This is a genomic window from Streptomyces sp. Ag109_G2-15 (assembly GCF_900215565.1).
GTDB lineage: Bacteria > Actinomycetota > Actinomycetes > Streptomycetales > Streptomycetaceae > Streptomyces > Streptomyces diastatochromogenes.
On the sequence record NZ_OCNI01000001.1, the window covers coordinates 1,527,254 to 1,541,399 of the forward strand.

General features: G+C 70.7%; 15 protein-coding genes. 8 read left to right on the forward strand and 7 right to left on the reverse strand.

All coding sequences use genetic code 11. The features are described from left to right. The first annotated feature begins 150 nt into the window (after positions 1 to 150). From CRP49_RS06495 to CRP49_RS06505, 3 genes are all read left to right on the forward strand, one after another. Positions 151 to 792 carry a TetR/AcrR family transcriptional regulator gene (locus CRP49_RS06495; RefSeq protein WP_094219492.1) on the forward strand — a complete coding sequence of 214 codons (642 nt, stop codon included), beginning with the start codon at positions 151 to 153 and terminating at the stop codon, positions 790 to 792. A 135-nt stretch (positions 793 to 927) separates the two neighbouring features. Further along, positions 928 to 1,155 (forward strand): DUF3107 domain-containing protein, encoded by a 228-nt coding sequence (locus tag CRP49_RS06500; protein WP_097252538.1) that lies wholly within the window; start codon positions 928 to 930, stop codon positions 1,153 to 1,155. A gap of 171 nt (positions 1,156 to 1,326) precedes the next feature. Then, complete coding sequence (locus CRP49_RS06505; protein WP_097257224.1) at positions 1,327 to 1,596, forward strand: hypothetical protein; 270 nt, start codon at positions 1,327 to 1,329, stop codon at positions 1,594 to 1,596. 96 nt (positions 1,597 to 1,692) lie between these two features. Here the strand turns inward: CRP49_RS06505 and CRP49_RS06510 are convergent, their stop codons facing one another. Next, the gene (locus CRP49_RS06510) at positions 1,693 to 2,439 is read right to left on the reverse strand and encodes a ferritin-like fold-containing protein (protein WP_179851523.1); all 747 of its coding nucleotides are present in this window, start codon (positions 2,437 to 2,439) and stop codon (positions 1,693 to 1,695) included. A gap of 504 nt (positions 2,440 to 2,943) precedes the next feature. Between CRP49_RS06510 and CRP49_RS06520 the strand changes: the two genes are divergently transcribed. Further along, positions 2,944 to 5,565 (forward strand): DEAD/DEAH box helicase, encoded by a 2,622-nt coding sequence (locus tag CRP49_RS06520; protein ID WP_097252541.1) that lies wholly within the window; start codon positions 2,944 to 2,946, stop codon positions 5,563 to 5,565. 147 nt (positions 5,566 to 5,712) lie between these two features. Then, positions 5,713 to 6,594: an alpha/beta fold hydrolase gene (locus tag CRP49_RS06525; protein ID WP_097252542.1), complete on the forward strand. Its 882-nt coding sequence runs from the start codon at positions 5,713 to 5,715 to the stop codon at positions 6,592 to 6,594. 35 nt (positions 6,595 to 6,629) lie between these two features. Here the strand turns inward: CRP49_RS06525 and CRP49_RS06530 are convergent, their stop codons facing one another. After that, positions 6,630 to 7,526, reverse strand: a complete 897-nt coding sequence (locus tag CRP49_RS06530; protein WP_167444088.1) for an NYN domain-containing protein — start codon at positions 7,524 to 7,526, stop codon at positions 6,630 to 6,632. 204 nt (positions 7,527 to 7,730) lie between these two features. Here CRP49_RS06530 and CRP49_RS46750 point away from each other — a divergent pair, with 204 nt between their 5' ends. Then, positions 7,731 to 7,883 carry a hypothetical protein gene (locus CRP49_RS46750; RefSeq protein ID WP_094215082.1) on the forward strand — a complete coding sequence of 51 codons (153 nt, stop codon included), beginning with the start codon at positions 7,731 to 7,733 and terminating at the stop codon, positions 7,881 to 7,883. 44 nt (positions 7,884 to 7,927) lie between these two features. On the opposite strand, the gene CRP49_RS06540 is transcribed toward CRP49_RS46750, so the two are convergent. The 4 genes from CRP49_RS06540 to CRP49_RS06555 all read right to left on the reverse strand — a co-directional run bounded on the left by CRP49_RS06540 (position 7,928) and on the right by CRP49_RS06555 (position 11,195). After that, positions 7,928 to 8,533: a MarC family protein gene (locus CRP49_RS06540; RefSeq protein WP_097252543.1), complete on the reverse strand. Its 606-nt coding sequence runs from the start codon at positions 8,531 to 8,533 to the stop codon at positions 7,928 to 7,930. 57 nt (positions 8,534 to 8,590) lie between these two features. Further along, positions 8,591 to 9,448 carry a PHP domain-containing protein gene (locus CRP49_RS06545; protein WP_097252544.1) on the reverse strand — a complete coding sequence of 286 codons (858 nt, stop codon included), beginning with the start codon at positions 9,446 to 9,448 and terminating at the stop codon, positions 8,591 to 8,593. Positions 9,449 to 9,636: 188 nt separating this feature from the next. Next, on the reverse strand, positions 9,637 to 10,278 hold the full coding sequence (locus CRP49_RS06550) for a DUF6758 family protein (protein WP_094215085.1): 642 nt from the start codon (positions 10,276 to 10,278) through the stop codon (positions 9,637 to 9,639). Between the two features lie 332 nt (positions 10,279 to 10,610). Continuing rightward, positions 10,611 to 11,195, reverse strand: coding sequence for a suppressor of fused domain protein (locus CRP49_RS06555; RefSeq protein WP_097252545.1), 585 nt, complete (start codon positions 11,193 to 11,195; stop codon positions 10,611 to 10,613). A gap of 458 nt (positions 11,196 to 11,653) precedes the next feature. On the opposite strand from CRP49_RS06555, the gene CRP49_RS06560 reads away from it, so the two are divergent. Then, a complete protein-coding gene (locus CRP49_RS06560) occupies positions 11,654 to 12,784 on the forward strand; it encodes a magnesium and cobalt transport protein CorA (RefSeq protein ID WP_097252546.1) in 1,131 nt (376 codons plus the stop codon). A 22-nt stretch (positions 12,785 to 12,806) separates the two neighbouring features. Continuing rightward, the gene (locus CRP49_RS06565; protein ID WP_094215088.1) at positions 12,807 to 13,319 is read left to right on the forward strand and encodes a hypothetical protein; all 513 of its coding nucleotides are present in this window, start codon (positions 12,807 to 12,809) and stop codon (positions 13,317 to 13,319) included. Between the two features lie 78 nt (positions 13,320 to 13,397). On the opposite strand, the gene CRP49_RS06570 is transcribed toward CRP49_RS06565, so the two are convergent. Further along, the gene (locus tag CRP49_RS06570) at positions 13,398 to 14,135 is read right to left on the reverse strand and encodes a hypothetical protein (protein WP_179851524.1); all 738 of its coding nucleotides are present in this window, start codon (positions 14,133 to 14,135) and stop codon (positions 13,398 to 13,400) included. Positions 14,136 to 14,146 lie beyond the last annotated feature (11 nt).

The following is a 14,146-nucleotide window of genomic DNA, read 5'->3' on the forward strand; positions in this document are numbered from 1 at the left end:
GGCGCCCTTCCGGCCCCGTAAGCCGTGCTTCGTGGCTTTCGTCGCCGTCCGGTACGTGAAATTCTGCGCTCGCACCGCGCACACCACGGTTACCGAAAAGTACGATGGCCGCGCGGCTGACACCGCATGTGGACGACTCTGGGAGGCGGCGTGACAGCCATCGAGCAAACTGAGGCAGCACGCCCACGTGGCACCCGTCTGCCACGCCGAGCCCGACGGAACCAGTTGCTGGGCGCCGCCCAGGAGGTCTTCGTCGCGCAGGGCTATCACGCGGCCGCGATGGACGACATCGCCGAGCGGGCGGGCGTCAGCAAGCCGGTGCTCTACCAGCACTTCCCCGGCAAGCTCGACCTCTACCTCGCCCTGCTGGACCAGCACTGCGAGTCGCTGATCCAGGCCGTGCGCGGCGCGCTCGCCTCGACGACCGACAACAAGCAGCGCGTGCGCGCGACCATGGACGCCTACTTCGCGTACGTCGAGGACGACGGCGGCGCCTTCCGCCTGGTCTTCGAATCGGACCTGACGAACGAGCCGGCGGTGCGCGAGCGGGTCGACAAGGTCACCAAGGACTGCGCCGAGGCGATCTGCGAAGTCATCGCCGAGGACACGGGCCTCTCGCGCGCGGAGTCGATGCTGCTCGCCTCCGGCCTCGGCGGTCTCGCCCAGGTGGTCGCGCGTTCGTGGCTGCACAGCGACCGCAGCGTGCCGCGCGACCAGGCGGTGCAGCTGCTGACCTCGCTGGCCTGGCGAGGCATCGCCGGCTTCCCGCTGCACGGCACCGAGCACCACTGACGCACGTTTGTTCCCGCCCGGTGTTCGCTGTTGGCGTTCCGGCCCGCAGCGTGTACGCGGCCTTCACCGGGCTAATGTGTGCTGCGTACGGCGCGGAAGATCGCGCACATCACTGACCGTCGGAGGGACATAGCCGTGGAGGTCAAGATCGGCGTGCAGCACGCGCCCCGCGAGATCGTTCTGGAGAGCGGTCAGAGCGTCGAGGACGTCGAGCGCCTGGTGTCGGAGGCGCTGGCCGGAAAGACGCAGCTGCTGAGCCTTCAGGACGAGAAGGGCCGCAAGATCCTGGTCCCCGCGGACCGCCTGGCGTACGTGGAGATCGGCGAGCCGACCGTCCGCAAGGTGGGCTTCGGCACCCTCTAGGCCCGAGTTGCGGAAGGGCCCGGCGGCACTGTGCCGCCGGGCCCTTCCGCGTGTGCGGCGTGCGCACAGATGGAGCACAAGTCGACCACAGGGGAGGATTGCAATCCGCAGGTCACGGGTATGACGGGCTACGACCGCGAAGCACAGGCCGGCCGTGGGAGGGACCCCGAGATGATCCTGGAAGCCATCGGATCCGCTGTGCTCGGTCTGATCCTCGCCTGGGCGGCGACACACCGGCTGTCACACCGCCTGCCCGCCCGGCCCCTGGTGTTCTCGACGGGCATCGCCGGAGCCCTTTTCGGCGACTTCGTCACCCACAGCGCCCTCGGCTCCGGCAGCGTCCTGCTGAACCTCCTGGGCGCCGCGATCGTCTCCGCAGCCTCCCTCTCCCTGCTCCTCCGCCCGGCAGGCCGCCTCCGCCGACGATCAGCGACGGCGTAGCCGAGATAGGGGGCCGGCGTAGCCGCCCCCCAGGGGGCGCGGGGAACTGCGCGACAAGCCACCACGCACCCGCGCCGAACCCACCCCCACAGAGCGCTACGCGGCCAAGCCCAGCGCCGCCATCCGCTTGGTGTGCGCCTCAGTGATCCGCGAGAACATCCTGCCGACCTCCGCGAGATCGAACCCGTCGGCAACACCACCCACGAGCATCGTCGACAGCGCGTCCCGGTCAGCGACAACCCGCTGCGACTGCGACAGCGCCTCCCCCATCAGCCGCCGCGCCCACAGCGCCAGCCGGCCGCCCACGCGCGGGTCGGCGTCGATCGCCGCGCGCACCTTCTCCACCGCGAACCCGGCGTGCCCGGTGTCGTCGAGGACGGCGAGGACCAGCTCGCGCGTGTCGGAGTCGAGGCGGGCCGCGACCTCCCGGTAGAAGTCGCTCGCGATCGAGTCGCCGACGTACGCCTTGACCAGGCCCTCCAGCCAGTCCGAGGGCGCCGTCTGCTTGTGGAAGCCGTCCAGGGCCGCCACGAAGGGCTCCATCGCCGCAGTCGGCTCCTCGCCGATCTCGGTCAGCCGGTCCCGCAGCCTCTCGAAGTGGTGGAACTCGGCCGAGGCCATCTTCGCCAGCTCCGCCTTGTCCGCGAGCGTCGGCGCCAGCTTGGCGTCCTCCGCGAGCCGCTCGAACGCCGCAAGCTCCCCGTACGCGAGCGCGCCGAGCAGGTCCACGACCGCGGCACGGTACTGCGGTTCGGCGGACGCCTGCGCCCAGTCCTGGGCGGCGACGCCGGTGTGTTCGGCGGGTGCGGCGGACTCGTTCTCAGGCTTGTCAGAGCTAGTCATGAGGCGCACAATAGCCCGCTTGCCGCACCTCGGAAGCCCCTGGCCAACCACTGTGACCACGACTACGTGACCAAATCGGCCATCGCGTGTGCGCCAATCCGGGGTATGGTGGTAATGCGCCTGCGGAGTGCGTCGACGGTGTTCGACGTGCCTTGACAGGGCGCACGCATGAGGATGCCCGGTCGGTGGCCCGATCGGCTCCGACCCGACAGCCCTCCCTGGCCGTACGGCTCATTACGTACGACGACCGGAGGGGACCCCCTCAGCGGTACGAGCGCTAGAGCGTCGGCAGTGGTCCCGTGTCATACGGCTTGCCCGAGTGGTTCGTCCGTACGGCAGCCGACGTCCCCGGCACGGTCAGTCATGACCCCCGCGCTCGCCTCGCACCGCGCACACAGAAGAGGCAAAACCCTGACTACGACGTTTCGTGAACTCGGAATCCTGCCCGAGACCGCCGAGGCCCTGGAGGCCGTCGGCATCATCACTCCCTTCCCCATCCAGGAGATGACGCTTCCCGTCGCCCTTTCCGGCACGGACGTCATCGGCCAGGCCAAGACCGGCACCGGCAAGACGCTGGGCTTCGGCCTTCCGCTCCTCGAGCGCGTGACCGTCCCCGCCGACGTCGAGGCGGGCCGCGCGCGGCCCGAGGCCCTCACCGACGCCCCGCAGGCGCTCGTCGTCGTCCCCACGCGCGAGCTGTGCACCCAGGTCACCAACGACCTGCTGACGGCCGGCAAGGTCCGTAACGTGCGCGTGACGGCGATCTACGGCGGCCGGGCGTACGAGCCCCAGGTCGAGGCCCTGAAGAAGGGCGTCGACGTGGTCGTCGGCACCCCGGGCCGGCTGCTGGACCTGGCCGGGCAGAAGAAGCTGAACCTGAGCCACATCAAGAGCCTGGTCCTCGACGAGGCCGACGAGATGCTCGACCTGGGCTTCCTGCCCGACGTCGAGAAGATCATCAACCTGCTTCCGGCCAAGCGGCAGACCATGCTGTTCTCCGCGACCATGCCGGGCGCGGTCATCGGCCTCGCGCGCCGCTACATGTCCCGGCCCACGCACATCCGTGCCACGGCGCCGGACGACGAGGGCACGACGGTCGCGAACATCAAGCAGTTCGTCTACCGCGCGCACAACATGGACAAGCCGGAGATGGTCGCCCGCATCCTGCAGGCCGAGGGCCGCGGACTGGTGATGATCTTCTGCCGTACGAAGCGCACGGCCGCCGACATCGCCGAGCAGCTGCAGCGCCGCGGCTTCGCCTCCGGCGCGGTCCACGGCGACCTCGGCCAGGGCGCCCGTGAGCAGGCTCTGCGCGCCTTCCGCAACGGCAAGGTCGACGTCCTCGTCTGCACCGACGTCGCCGCGCGCGGCATCGACGTCGAGGGCGTGACCCACGTCATCAACTACCAGTCCCCCGAGGACGAGAAGACGTACCTGCACCGCGTCGGCCGTACGGGCCGCGCGGGCGCGAAGGGCACGGCCATCACGTTCGTCGACTGGGACGACATTCCGCGCTGGCAGCTGATCAACAAGGCGCTGGAGCTGGACTTCAACGACCCGGTGGAGACGTACTCCAGCTCCCCGCACCTATTCTCGGACCTCAGCATCCCCGAGGGCACCAAGGGCACTCTGCCGCGCTCGGAGCGCACCCGCGCCGGGCTCGACGCGGAGGAGTTGGAGGACCTGGGCGAGACCGGTGGCCGCGGTGCGCGCGGTCGCGGTGGCCGGGGCGGCCGCGATGGCCGTGCCGAGTCCGCCACGGCCGAGCGTGAGCGCCCGGCGCGCACGCCGCGCAGTCGCCGCCGCACCCGCAGCGGTGCCCCGCTGGACGCCTCCCCCGCTACGACCGCCTCGGCGCCCGCCGCCGAGACCGGCGCCGCGGAGGAGCCCTCGGCGACCCGCACCCCGCGCCGCCGTCGCCGCACGCGCGGCGGAGCCCCGTCGGAAGCGGTGGCGGCCACTGCCGCGACCGCGACCCCCGAGGCCGCCGTGAACACGGCGGAGGGTCCGGCCGCACTGGAGACCCCGGAGAAGCCGCGCCGACGCCGCACCCGCAGGTCGGCGGAGGCAGCCGAGGTCCAGGTGACCGAGGCTCCGGTGGCCGAGGCTCCGGTGGCCGAGGCTCCGGTGGCCGAGGCTCCGGTGGCCGAGGCTCCGGTGACGGAGGCCGCGCCCGAGGCTGTCGCCGAGGTGGCCGAGGCCAAGCCCCGCCGCACCCGCAAGACCGCTGCGCCCGCAGCCGAGGCTGCTGTGGACACCGCCGAGGCCACCGAGGCCAAGCCGCGCCGCCGGACCCGCAAGACGGCCGAGCCGGCCGCCGAAACGGCAGTCGCAACGGCCGAGGGCACGGACGAGGCCGCCCCGGCGACCAAGCCGCGCCGGACTCGCAAGACCGCTGCCCCCGCCGCTGAGGCTGCCGTGGACACGGCGGAGACCACCGAGGCCAAGCCCCGCCGCACCCGCAAGGCCGCTGCGCCCGCCGAGGCTGCCATGGACACCGCCGAGGCCACCGAGGCCAAGCCCCGCCGCACCCGCAAGACGGCCGCCGCCGCTCCGGAAGCGGTGGAGGCCGAGGTCGAGGCCAAGCCGCGCCGGACTCGCAAGACGGCCGCTGCCGCCGAGGCTGCCGTGGACACCGCCGAGGCCACCGAGGCCAAGCCCCGCCGCACCCGCAAGACCGCCGCCGCCGCTCCGGAAGCGGTGGAGGCCGAGGTCGAGGCCAAGCCGCGCCGGACTCGCAAGACGGCCGCTGCCGCCGAGGCTGCCGTGGACACCGCCGAGGCCACCGAGGCCAAGCCCCGCCGCACCCGCAAGGCGACGGCTGCCGCCCCGGAAGCAGCGGAAGCGGAGGCCAAGCCGCGCCGCACCCGCAAGGCGGCCGCCGCCGTCGAGCCTGTCGTCGACGGAGTCGAGGCCGCCGCCGCGCCCAAGGTACGGCGGACCCGTAAGGCCGTTGCCGCGGCGGCTGTTCCGGAGATTCCGGCGCAGGCCACCGAGGAGCCGGAGGTCAAGCCGCGCCGCCGTACCCGCAAGGTCGCGGAGCCCGCGACCGAGGCCACGGAGGCGGCACCGAGGCCGCGCCGGACGCGGAAGGCGACGGCGGCCGCGGAGGCCACCGAGGCCTGACGGCCCACCGGCAAGACAAGCACAACCGCCTCACCCGACGGCCCGGCCCACCTCTGTGGGACCGGGCCGTCGGCCTTCTCCTCCAACTCCCCCCGCGCCCGCCTCCCTCCCCCGCCCCGCCCGCACCCCGCCCGATAGCCTCTCCCTATGAGCAGGCCAGCCACCTTCGTCCCGCCCCCCGGTGCCCGCGCGTACTCCCTGCGCACCGCGCGCGGTGAATTCGCCGTCGTCGACGCGCCCGTGGCCGACGGGGTCGAGCCGAAGGGCGTCGCGCTGCTGCTGCCGGGGTTCACCGGGAGCAAGGAGGATTTCAATCCGCTGCATGTGCCGCTGGCCGAGCGCGGATACCGGACCGTGGCCGTGGACGGCCGCGGGCAGTACGAGTCGGACGGGCCCGAGCACGACGAATCCGCCTACGCGCAGGAGGAGTTGGCGCGGGACGTGCTGGCGCAGGCGGCGGCGATCGGGACACCGGTGCATCTGCTGGGGCACTCGCTCGGCGGGCAGATCTCACGTGCGGCCGTGCTGATCGACCGCTCCCCCTTCCGCTCCCTCACCCTGATGGCCTCGGGCCCGGCGCAGATCTCGGTCTCCCAGCAGCAGCGCGTGAAGCTGCTGCGGGACGCGCTCGGCGTGATGACGATGGCCGAGGTGTGGGACGCGATGCAGGCGATGGAGCCGCCCGAGGAGACCGCCACGGGCAAGCTGGACGGCGGCCTGGTCGGCCGGGACGACCTGCGGCGCCGCTGGCTGGGCAACAAGCCCGCCCAACTGCTCGCCACGGGACGTGAGTTGTGCACCGAGCCGGACCGTGTCGCCGAACTGGCCGCCGTACCAATGCCGTTCCACGTGCTGTCGGGCTCACTGGACGACACCTGGCCGCTGCCGCTGCTCGACGAGATGGCGGTGCGACTGGGGGCGCGGCGGTCCGTCATCGACGGGGCCGAGCACTCACCCAACACGGACCGCCCGCTCGCCACGGCCCGCGCGATCGCCGACTTCTGGGACGACACCCCCACGCGGAACTAGTACGCGAAACCAGTACGAGGAACCAGTACGAGGAACTAGTACAGCGCCTGCAGATGCTCCCAGAAGCCGTCCCTGAGGGCGCGGCGCAGGTCCGCCTGGCCGCGTAGGGAGTACTGGAGCAGGCCCTCGGCCTCGACCAGCAGGTCCTGGTCGACGGAGCCGGGCAGGTAGGGGTGGCCGGGGAGCAGCTCGACCAGGGCCTCGCGGCCGCGCGCGGACAGCCACTTCGCGGCGATCTGGGCGCCGACGAAGCGGACGTCCTCACGGGTGGGCCGGGTGCCGGTGACGGCCTCGTAGGCGGCGGCCGTGCGGCGGGAGACGTACGGCTTGAAGAACTCCAGGTCGAGGGTGCGCTGGCTGTCGACCTCCCAGAGCAGCGGCTCGGCCTGGTTGCGGCCCTCGGGTGCCTCGATGCCCCACAGGTGGACGCGGGCGCCGTAGCCCTGGGCCGCTTCCACCGCCGAGACCAGGTCCTCGTCGCCGCCGAGGAGGGCCGCGTCGCTGATCGCGCGGTGGCGGGCCAGGGACTCCAGGTCCGACCGGATCAGCGAATCGACGCCCTTCTGCTGGTTGTTGGCGTTGAGGTTGCCGAGGCGGACCTTGACGTCGGGCAGTTCGGCGATGGACTGCTGCTCGGCGGTGTGGATGCGGCGCCGGGCGCCGTCGTACCAGTAGACGCGCAGCAGCCGGCTGTCGGCGAAGATCGTGCGGGCCTTGTCGATGAGCGCGTCGATCAGGCCCTCGGCGTCGAGGTCGAAGGCCCGGCGGTCCTCGGTCCCGGCGACCAGTCGGCCCGCCGCTGCATACAGATAGCCCGCGTCGACGAAGATCGCGTGGGTCGAGGGCGTCTTCGCCACCTCGGCGAGCATGCGCTGCAGCAGCTCGTTGGTGTGGTCGATGCGGGCGGCGAGGGCCGCCAGGTCGTCGTTCATCGCTTCCATTGTCCCGGCGGTCACGCTGCGAACACAACTGATCCCGGCCAGTCCCGCGGACAGCGCTTACCGGTCAGTAGTTAGACGTTCGAAAAATTTCTTTAGCGTAGGGAATGTTTGTAACACGCAGCCCGTTGACTACCTACGACAGCACGACACACCAGTAGTTCTCCTCAGGAGGATGACCAGACGAAGGGAGAAGCCATGCGCTTCGAAATCATGCGACTCGACGAGGTCAACGGCACCACCGTGGACAGCACCGTCGTGGACGCCGCCTCCGTCAACCGGATCGTTCAGCAGGCCGCCGCCGTCGGACAGCGCCTGTGGATCCGCCCGGCCGAGACCCCGGCCTCGTAACGCGGACCGCCACTCAAGCTTTCCGGGGGAGCCGAGCCCACGTCTCAGCTCCCCCGGATCACCTGAGTGACACCGTTGATGATCTGCTGCACCGCGATCGCGGAGAGCATCATGCCCGCGAGCCGCGTCACGAGGACCACGCCGCCGTCCTTGATGACCCGGATGATCAGCAGCGAGTAACGCATCACCAGCCACAGCACGACATGGATCGCGAGGATCGCGGACCACACCGAGACCTGCGTGGCCACACTGTCGGCCTTCTGCACGGCCAGGATCACGGACACGATGGCACCGGGCCCCGCCAGCAGCGGCATGCCCAGTGGCACGAGGGCGACGTTCACGTCCTTGGTCTGCTTGGGCTCATCGGTCTTGCCGGTGAGCAGGTCGAGCGCGATCAGCAGAAGCAGCAGACCGCCCGCGATCATCAGCGCGGGGACGGAGACGTGCAGATAGTTCAGGATCTGGTGGCCCAGGAGACCGAACGTGGCGATGACCCCGCCCGCCACACAGACGGCCTGGAAGGCCATCCGCTTCTGCACCTTGGCGGGGCGCCCCGCGGTCAGCGCGAGGAAGATCGGGGTGATCCCGGGGGGATCCATGATGACAAAAAGGGTCAGGAACAGGGAGCCGAAGACGGCGACGTCGAACATGGGGAAGTACAGGCCTTGCGGAGAGAAGAGAAACGGGCTGGGCGGGTGATCTGAGCGTCAGATCCCGCCGGTGCCCGGGACGGGAAACGCGCCGGTGGCCCGCCGGATGATCTCCCCGTACACCTCGGGGTCCGTCGTGTACTCGCCGAGCGACACGGTCTTGCGGCTGCCGTGGTAGTCCGAGGACCCGGTGACCAGCAGCCCCAGCTCCTTCGCGAGGCCCCGCAGCCGTTCCCGGGCGTCGACATCATGGTCCATGTGGTCGACCTCGATGCCGTCCAGACCGGCCGCGGCCAGCTCGGCGATCGCGGACTCCGGCACCGTGCGGCCGCGCTTGGCGGCGGCCGGGTGCGCGAAGACGGCCACGCCGCCCGCGCCCTTGATCAGCCGGATCGCCTCGAAGGGGTCGGTCTCGTGCTTCTCCACGAAGGCCCGCCCGCCGTCGGCCAGCCACTCCTCGGTGAACGCGTCGCTCACCGTGGGCACCACGCCCAGCTCGACGAGCGCGGTCGCGACATGCGGACGCCCCACGGAACCGCCGGCGGCGATCCGCTCGACCTGCTCCCAGGTGACCGGCACACCCAGCGCGTTCAGCTTGGCGACCATGCCCTGGGCCCGCGGCACCCGGTCGTCCCGGACCAGCTCCCGCTCGGCGAGCAGAGCGGGCTCCTCGGGGTCGAAGAGGTAGGCCAGCATGTGCATGGAGATGCCGTCGATACGGCAGGACAGCTCGGCCCCGGTGACCAGGGTGAGCCCCTCGGGCACCGCGGAGATCGCCTCGGCGTACCCACGAGTGGTGTCATGGTCGGTCAGCGCGACAACGTCCAGCCCAGCGGCAGCGGCATTACGCACCAGCTCAGCCGGGGTGTCCGTACCGTCAGAGGCCGTGGAGTGGCAGTGCAGATCGATACGCACGACACAGACTCCAGGCGGTGACGAGACGGAAGGGGACACCTAAGGATAGCGGTGTTTCAGGGCCCGACTGTCACACCCGAACCCATGAAGCGCCCCCTACTGAAACCTACCCCGGGGCGCGGGGAACTGCGCGACCAGCCCACGACAACCCGCACCCGCCACCAACAGCACCCCCACGCCAGTAGGCGCTACGGCTGAAGCAAGCGCGGCGACAACGCTCCGCAGGGCACCAGATCCAGCTCCGCCCCCGCATCCCGCAGATCCGTCAGCACCAGCTCGTCGTACATGAGCAGCCCTGACTTCTCGGGCCACAGCACCGCCCACAGCCACATCCCAAGCGCCTCACCGGCGAAGACGGCACGGTCGTCGGGGGCGCGATAGACGTGCCAGAGCGGGGTCGGGCGGCCGCCGGCCAGGACCTTGGCCTGGGGGGGCTTCTCGACGTTCATGAACGCCCCGGGGTCGGGACCGTCGATGCCCGCGTACCGCGCGCCCAGGCCGACGCCGAGTTCCTCGGCGACGAGGATCAGTTCACCCATGCCGCCGAGCGGTCCGGGGCCGGAGCACGCCACCGCGGTGGCACGGCCACCGCCGCGGTCGTCCCCCGCGTAGGCCACGCCCGTGAACAGCCACCCGACCGGCAGCGGCCACGGCATCCACACCGGGACCTGCGCGCGGTGCACCACGACACCGAGGGCCTCGACGCTGGGCGGGATCACGGGCTGCAGCGGATACACCGTCCCGTGCACATCACACTGCCAGGAATCGGCGAAGAGTCCGGGAGCCCTGACCCGGCCACCACACTTCGGGCAACTGGGTTCGCCCCTCATAGGGCTCCACGGTCCTACCCGGACCGGCCCACGTCAAGGACGATCACCCGTCCGGGGGGAACGCATGTCCCCACCCCACCAGGGAAAACCGGATGTATCTTACATTAATTAGCTCGCCTAACTAACTGTGCGCATACATCAACTATCTGCTCGTTCCGCGATCCTGCTCCACCAGTCCGCGCTCGGCCTCGGCATGGCCTGGAGTGGACCGACATCCACATCCCTCACGAGGCCCAAGAGCTGGAGACGGCGCACGTCACCGAGGACGGTGTCACCGCCTTTGCCAACTGGCCGAATCCCGCCTTGTGTTGGTGAGATCGGTCACTGCCGGATCAGTCGAGTGGGACGGACCTGCGGGCGGGGTCCCTCAGGTCCGTGCCGTTCGCGAGCCAGCGCTCCTGAAGGGCCTGGGCACCGTGCACCCGCTTCCAGGCGGCCTCGTTCGGGGTCATCGGCAGCAGCGGCAGGAACCGTACGGGATCCATCGGATCGTCCAGCTCCAGATCCTCGACGAGCCCGCCGGGTTCGCCCACCAGGACCGAGGTGAAGGGGGCGCCGGGCCACAGCGGATCGCCCACGTCCAGGGAGGCGCCGGGGGTCACGACCAGACCCTCCACCTGCGGGGACGCGGCGAGTACGGCGAGCGGACGGAGCACCTTGTCGGTCTCCGCGAGGCCCGCGCGGACCGAGAGGACCAGCTCGGCGCGGGGGCCCTTGACGGGGTCGGCGAGCATCGCCGTGGGGTCCGTCATGGGGTGCGCGGACATGCCCAGCGAGGCGTAACGGACCACGTCCCCCTCCTGGAAACGGAGCACCTCGATGCGGTCCGTACCGAGGAAGGTGACCGCGGCGCGCGCGTCCGGTTCGCCCAGCGCGGTCGTCAACCGGGCCTCGACCAGAGGAAGAACATCAACCATGCGGTGAGCATAGAACTCGTCAGTAGCGGGCAAAGCGGCGACTTGACACCAAGGGCTGCTGCTACGCTGAGCCGGTGGTTCGGGGCAGCACGCAGAAGCGTCGCTATCAAGTCCCGACGCCGATGAGACTCCCTTACGAGGGACCGGCCGGAGGAGGTGGGGCTGTCATGGATCGAAGTCGACCTGGTAGTACCACTCGCTCTTCCGGCTGCTGATGTAGTTCCCGGCTGGCTGCCGCCTTCCTGTTCGCGTCTTCGTTCGGAAGAGCACTTCGTTTCGCTTTGCCTGATCTGTCTGACCTGAATCAGTTCTGCATCAGTAGCGAAGTCGCCACCGCAACGGTGCGGTGCTCCCCGCTTTGTGGACGTGCCAAACATGTGTAGTCAGGACGTCCCCATTCCGGGTAGTTCCACCCCTTGCCGTGCGCTTTCGCTGCCCGCCTGCGAAGGAGCCTGCCCATGTCGATGATCCGCGACCTGCGCGCCGTGGTCCGTCCGTCGTCCCGTGTCTCGCTGCGCAAGCAGACGAGCACGAGCGCGTCGTACGACACCACGCGCGCCCCCGGCACCCCGTCGGCCGTCGTCGACTGCGCGGTCTACCGCGACGGCGCCCGTGTCCAGAGCGCCAAGCCGCTGACCCCGCAGGAGGCGATGCGGCTGGTGCGCCGCGACGGCGGGTTCGTGTGGATCGGCCTGCACGAGCCGACCGAGGCGGAATTCGCCGGTATCGCAAGCGAGTTCGGGCTTCACCCGCTGGCCGTCGAGGACGCGGTCCAGGCGCACCAGCGGCCCAAGCTGGAGCGGTACGACGACTCGCTCTTCACCGTCTTCAAGACCATCCACTACGTCGAGCACGACCAGCTCACCGCCAACAGTGAAGTGGTCGAGACCGGCGAGGTCATGTGCTTCACCGGCCGGGACTTCTTCATCACCGTCCGGCACGGCGGGCAGGGTTCGCTCAGGGCGCTGCGGCACCGCCTGCAGGACGACCCGGAACTGCTGGCCAAGGGCCCCTCCGCCGTGCTGCACGCCATCGCGGACCACGTCGTGGACGGGTACATCGCGGTCGCCGACGCGGTGCAGGACGACATCGACGAGGTGGAGACCGAGGTCTTCTCGCCCGGCCGCCGGGGCGGGGTCTCGCGTGGTGTGGACTCGGCGCGGATCTACCAACTCAAGCGTGAGGTCCTGGAGTTCAAGCGGGCGGTGGCTCCGCTGCTGCGGCCGATGCAGCTGCTGAGCGAGCGGCCGATGCGGCTGGTCGACCCGGACATCCAGAAGTACTTCCGGGACGTCGCCGACCACCTCGCCCGGGTCCAGGAGCAGGTGCTGGGGTTCGACGAACTCCTCAACTCCATCCTCCAGGCCAACCTCGCGCAGGCGTCCGTCGCGCAGAACGAGGACATGCGGAAGATCACCGCATGGGCCGCGATCATCGCCGTACCGACGATGGTGTGCGGGGTGTACGGCATGAACTTCAAGTACATGCCCGAGCTGCACTGGAAGTACGGCTACCCGGTGATCATGGGGATCACGGTCGCGCTGTGTCTCGGCATCCACCGCACGCTGAAGCGCAACGGCTGGCTGTGAGCGGGCTGGATAGGCTGGGCGCATGACAAGCGAGCTGCTCGACCTGGCCCTCATCGAGGAGGCCAGCAAGAAGTCCGGCCTCATCTGGGTCAAGGGTGCCGACGCCCCGGCCGCGCGTGCGCTGTGGCACGTGTGGCACGAGGGTGCGGTGTGCCTGGTCGGCGACGGGCCCGGAGAGCAGCCGCTGCCCGGTCTCACCGACGGCGGCTCGGCCGAGGTGACCGTGCGCAGCAAGGACAAGGGGGGCCGGCTGGTGAGCTGGCCGGCGACCGTGTCCGAGCTGGCCGCCGGCTCACCGGAGTGGGAGGCGACGGTGGCCGAGCTGAAGGGCAAGCGGCTGAACGCCCCCGACGGCGAGGAGATGCCGGGGCGCTGGGCGCGCGAGTGCCGGGTGCTCCGCCTGGTGCCGACGGGGTCCGTGGCGACGTTGCCTTCCGACAGCCTGGCGTCACGTCCCCTGCCGTCCCCGGCGACGACGCGTCAGCCGATCCCGGCGGGGCTGCCGAAGCTGCTGGCCAAGCGCCGGAAGAAGTAACGGCCGGGGCCGAGCAGGGTTCGGCCCCGCCGGACACGTACATCGTGGCCGATCACCGCCGCGGCGGGTTCGGGTGACCTACGACGTCGGCAGCTGCTTGCCGTAGTCCACCGTCTCCGACTTCGCGGGCTCGGTCACGGTGAAGTCCTTGCCCCAGTCCGAGAAGCGGAGCGTTCCTGCGCTGCCGGCCCGGACCAGGCGCAGGGGATACGGCTGGCCCTGGAGGGAGACGTCGAGGGTGCCGCCGGAGCCGGCGTCGCCGGTGATGCGGATGGTGCGGGTGCCGGACTGGTCGTGGTGGCCGTCCGTCGCCAGCTTGCCGTGCAGGGTCAGCAGACCGTCGAGGAGGACAGCCTTGTCCGTGAAACCGCTGAACTTCTTGTACGCGGGATCGCCCTGCGGCACCTTGACGTACTTGCCGTCGAGCTTGCCGGCCGCCCCGGTGTCCCCGCCGTGGCTCCAGAAGTCCGCGTCGGCCTTCAGATACAGCTGCTCGCCGACCCGCAGCAGCCCGAACGTCGCCCCCTCGGACGTGACCGAGCCGGTGCCGCCGTCGGCCTTCAGCCGCATGTCCAGCTTGTACGTACGGCCGCTGGTGACCACGGTCCCGGACAGTCGTAGCGCGGGCGCCGCGACCGCCGCGGCCCGCGTCTTCGCCTGGATGCGGTCGGGGGCGAGTTTGCCGACCCCGTTGGTCCCCGCGTCCGGGTCGTCGCTGCTGCACCCCGTCAGCACCATCGCCCCCGTCACGGCCAGTGCGCATGCCGCGCTCACCAGCGCGGTCCGGCGGGTACGGCCCTGGGGAATCGCAGTCACAGGTGACGCTG

What these genes read in the sequence shown, in the direction of transcription:
- CRP49_RS06505 (WP_097257224.1), top strand. Translation starts at nt 1,327, where the DNA reads ATGATCCTGGAAGCCATCGGATCCGCTGTGCTCGGTCTGATCCTCGCC.
- CRP49_RS06510 (WP_179851523.1), bottom strand. Translation starts at nt 2,439, where the DNA reads ATGACTAGCTCTGACAAGCCTGAGAACGAGTCCGCCGCACCCGCCGAA.
- CRP49_RS06520 (WP_097252541.1), top strand. Translation starts at nt 2,944, where the DNA reads ATGACGCTTCCCGTCGCCCTTTCCGGCACGGACGTCATCGGCCAGGCC.
- CRP49_RS06525 (WP_097252542.1), top strand. Translation starts at nt 5,713, where the DNA reads ATGAGCAGGCCAGCCACCTTCGTCCCGCCCCCCGGTGCCCGCGCGTAC.
- CRP49_RS06530 (WP_167444088.1), bottom strand. Translation starts at nt 7,526, where the DNA reads ATGAACGACGACCTGGCGGCCCTCGCCGCCCGCATCGACCACACCAAC.
- CRP49_RS46750 (WP_094215082.1), top strand. Translation starts at nt 7,731, where the DNA reads ATGCGCTTCGAAATCATGCGACTCGACGAGGTCAACGGCACCACCGTG.
- CRP49_RS06540 (WP_097252543.1), bottom strand. Translation starts at nt 8,533, where the DNA reads ATGTTCGACGTCGCCGTCTTCGGCTCCCTGTTCCTGACCCTTTTTGTC.
- CRP49_RS06550 (WP_094215085.1), bottom strand. Translation starts at nt 10,278, where the DNA reads ATGAGGGGCGAACCCAGTTGCCCGAAGTGTGGTGGCCGGGTCAGGGCT.
- CRP49_RS06555 (WP_097252545.1), bottom strand. Translation starts at nt 11,195, where the DNA reads ATGGTTGATGTTCTTCCTCTGGTCGAGGCCCGGTTGACGACCGCGCTG.
- CRP49_RS06560 (WP_097252546.1), top strand. Translation starts at nt 11,654, where the DNA reads ATGTCGATGATCCGCGACCTGCGCGCCGTGGTCCGTCCGTCGTCCCGT.
- CRP49_RS06565 (WP_094215088.1), top strand. Translation starts at nt 12,807, where the DNA reads ATGACAAGCGAGCTGCTCGACCTGGCCCTCATCGAGGAGGCCAGCAAG.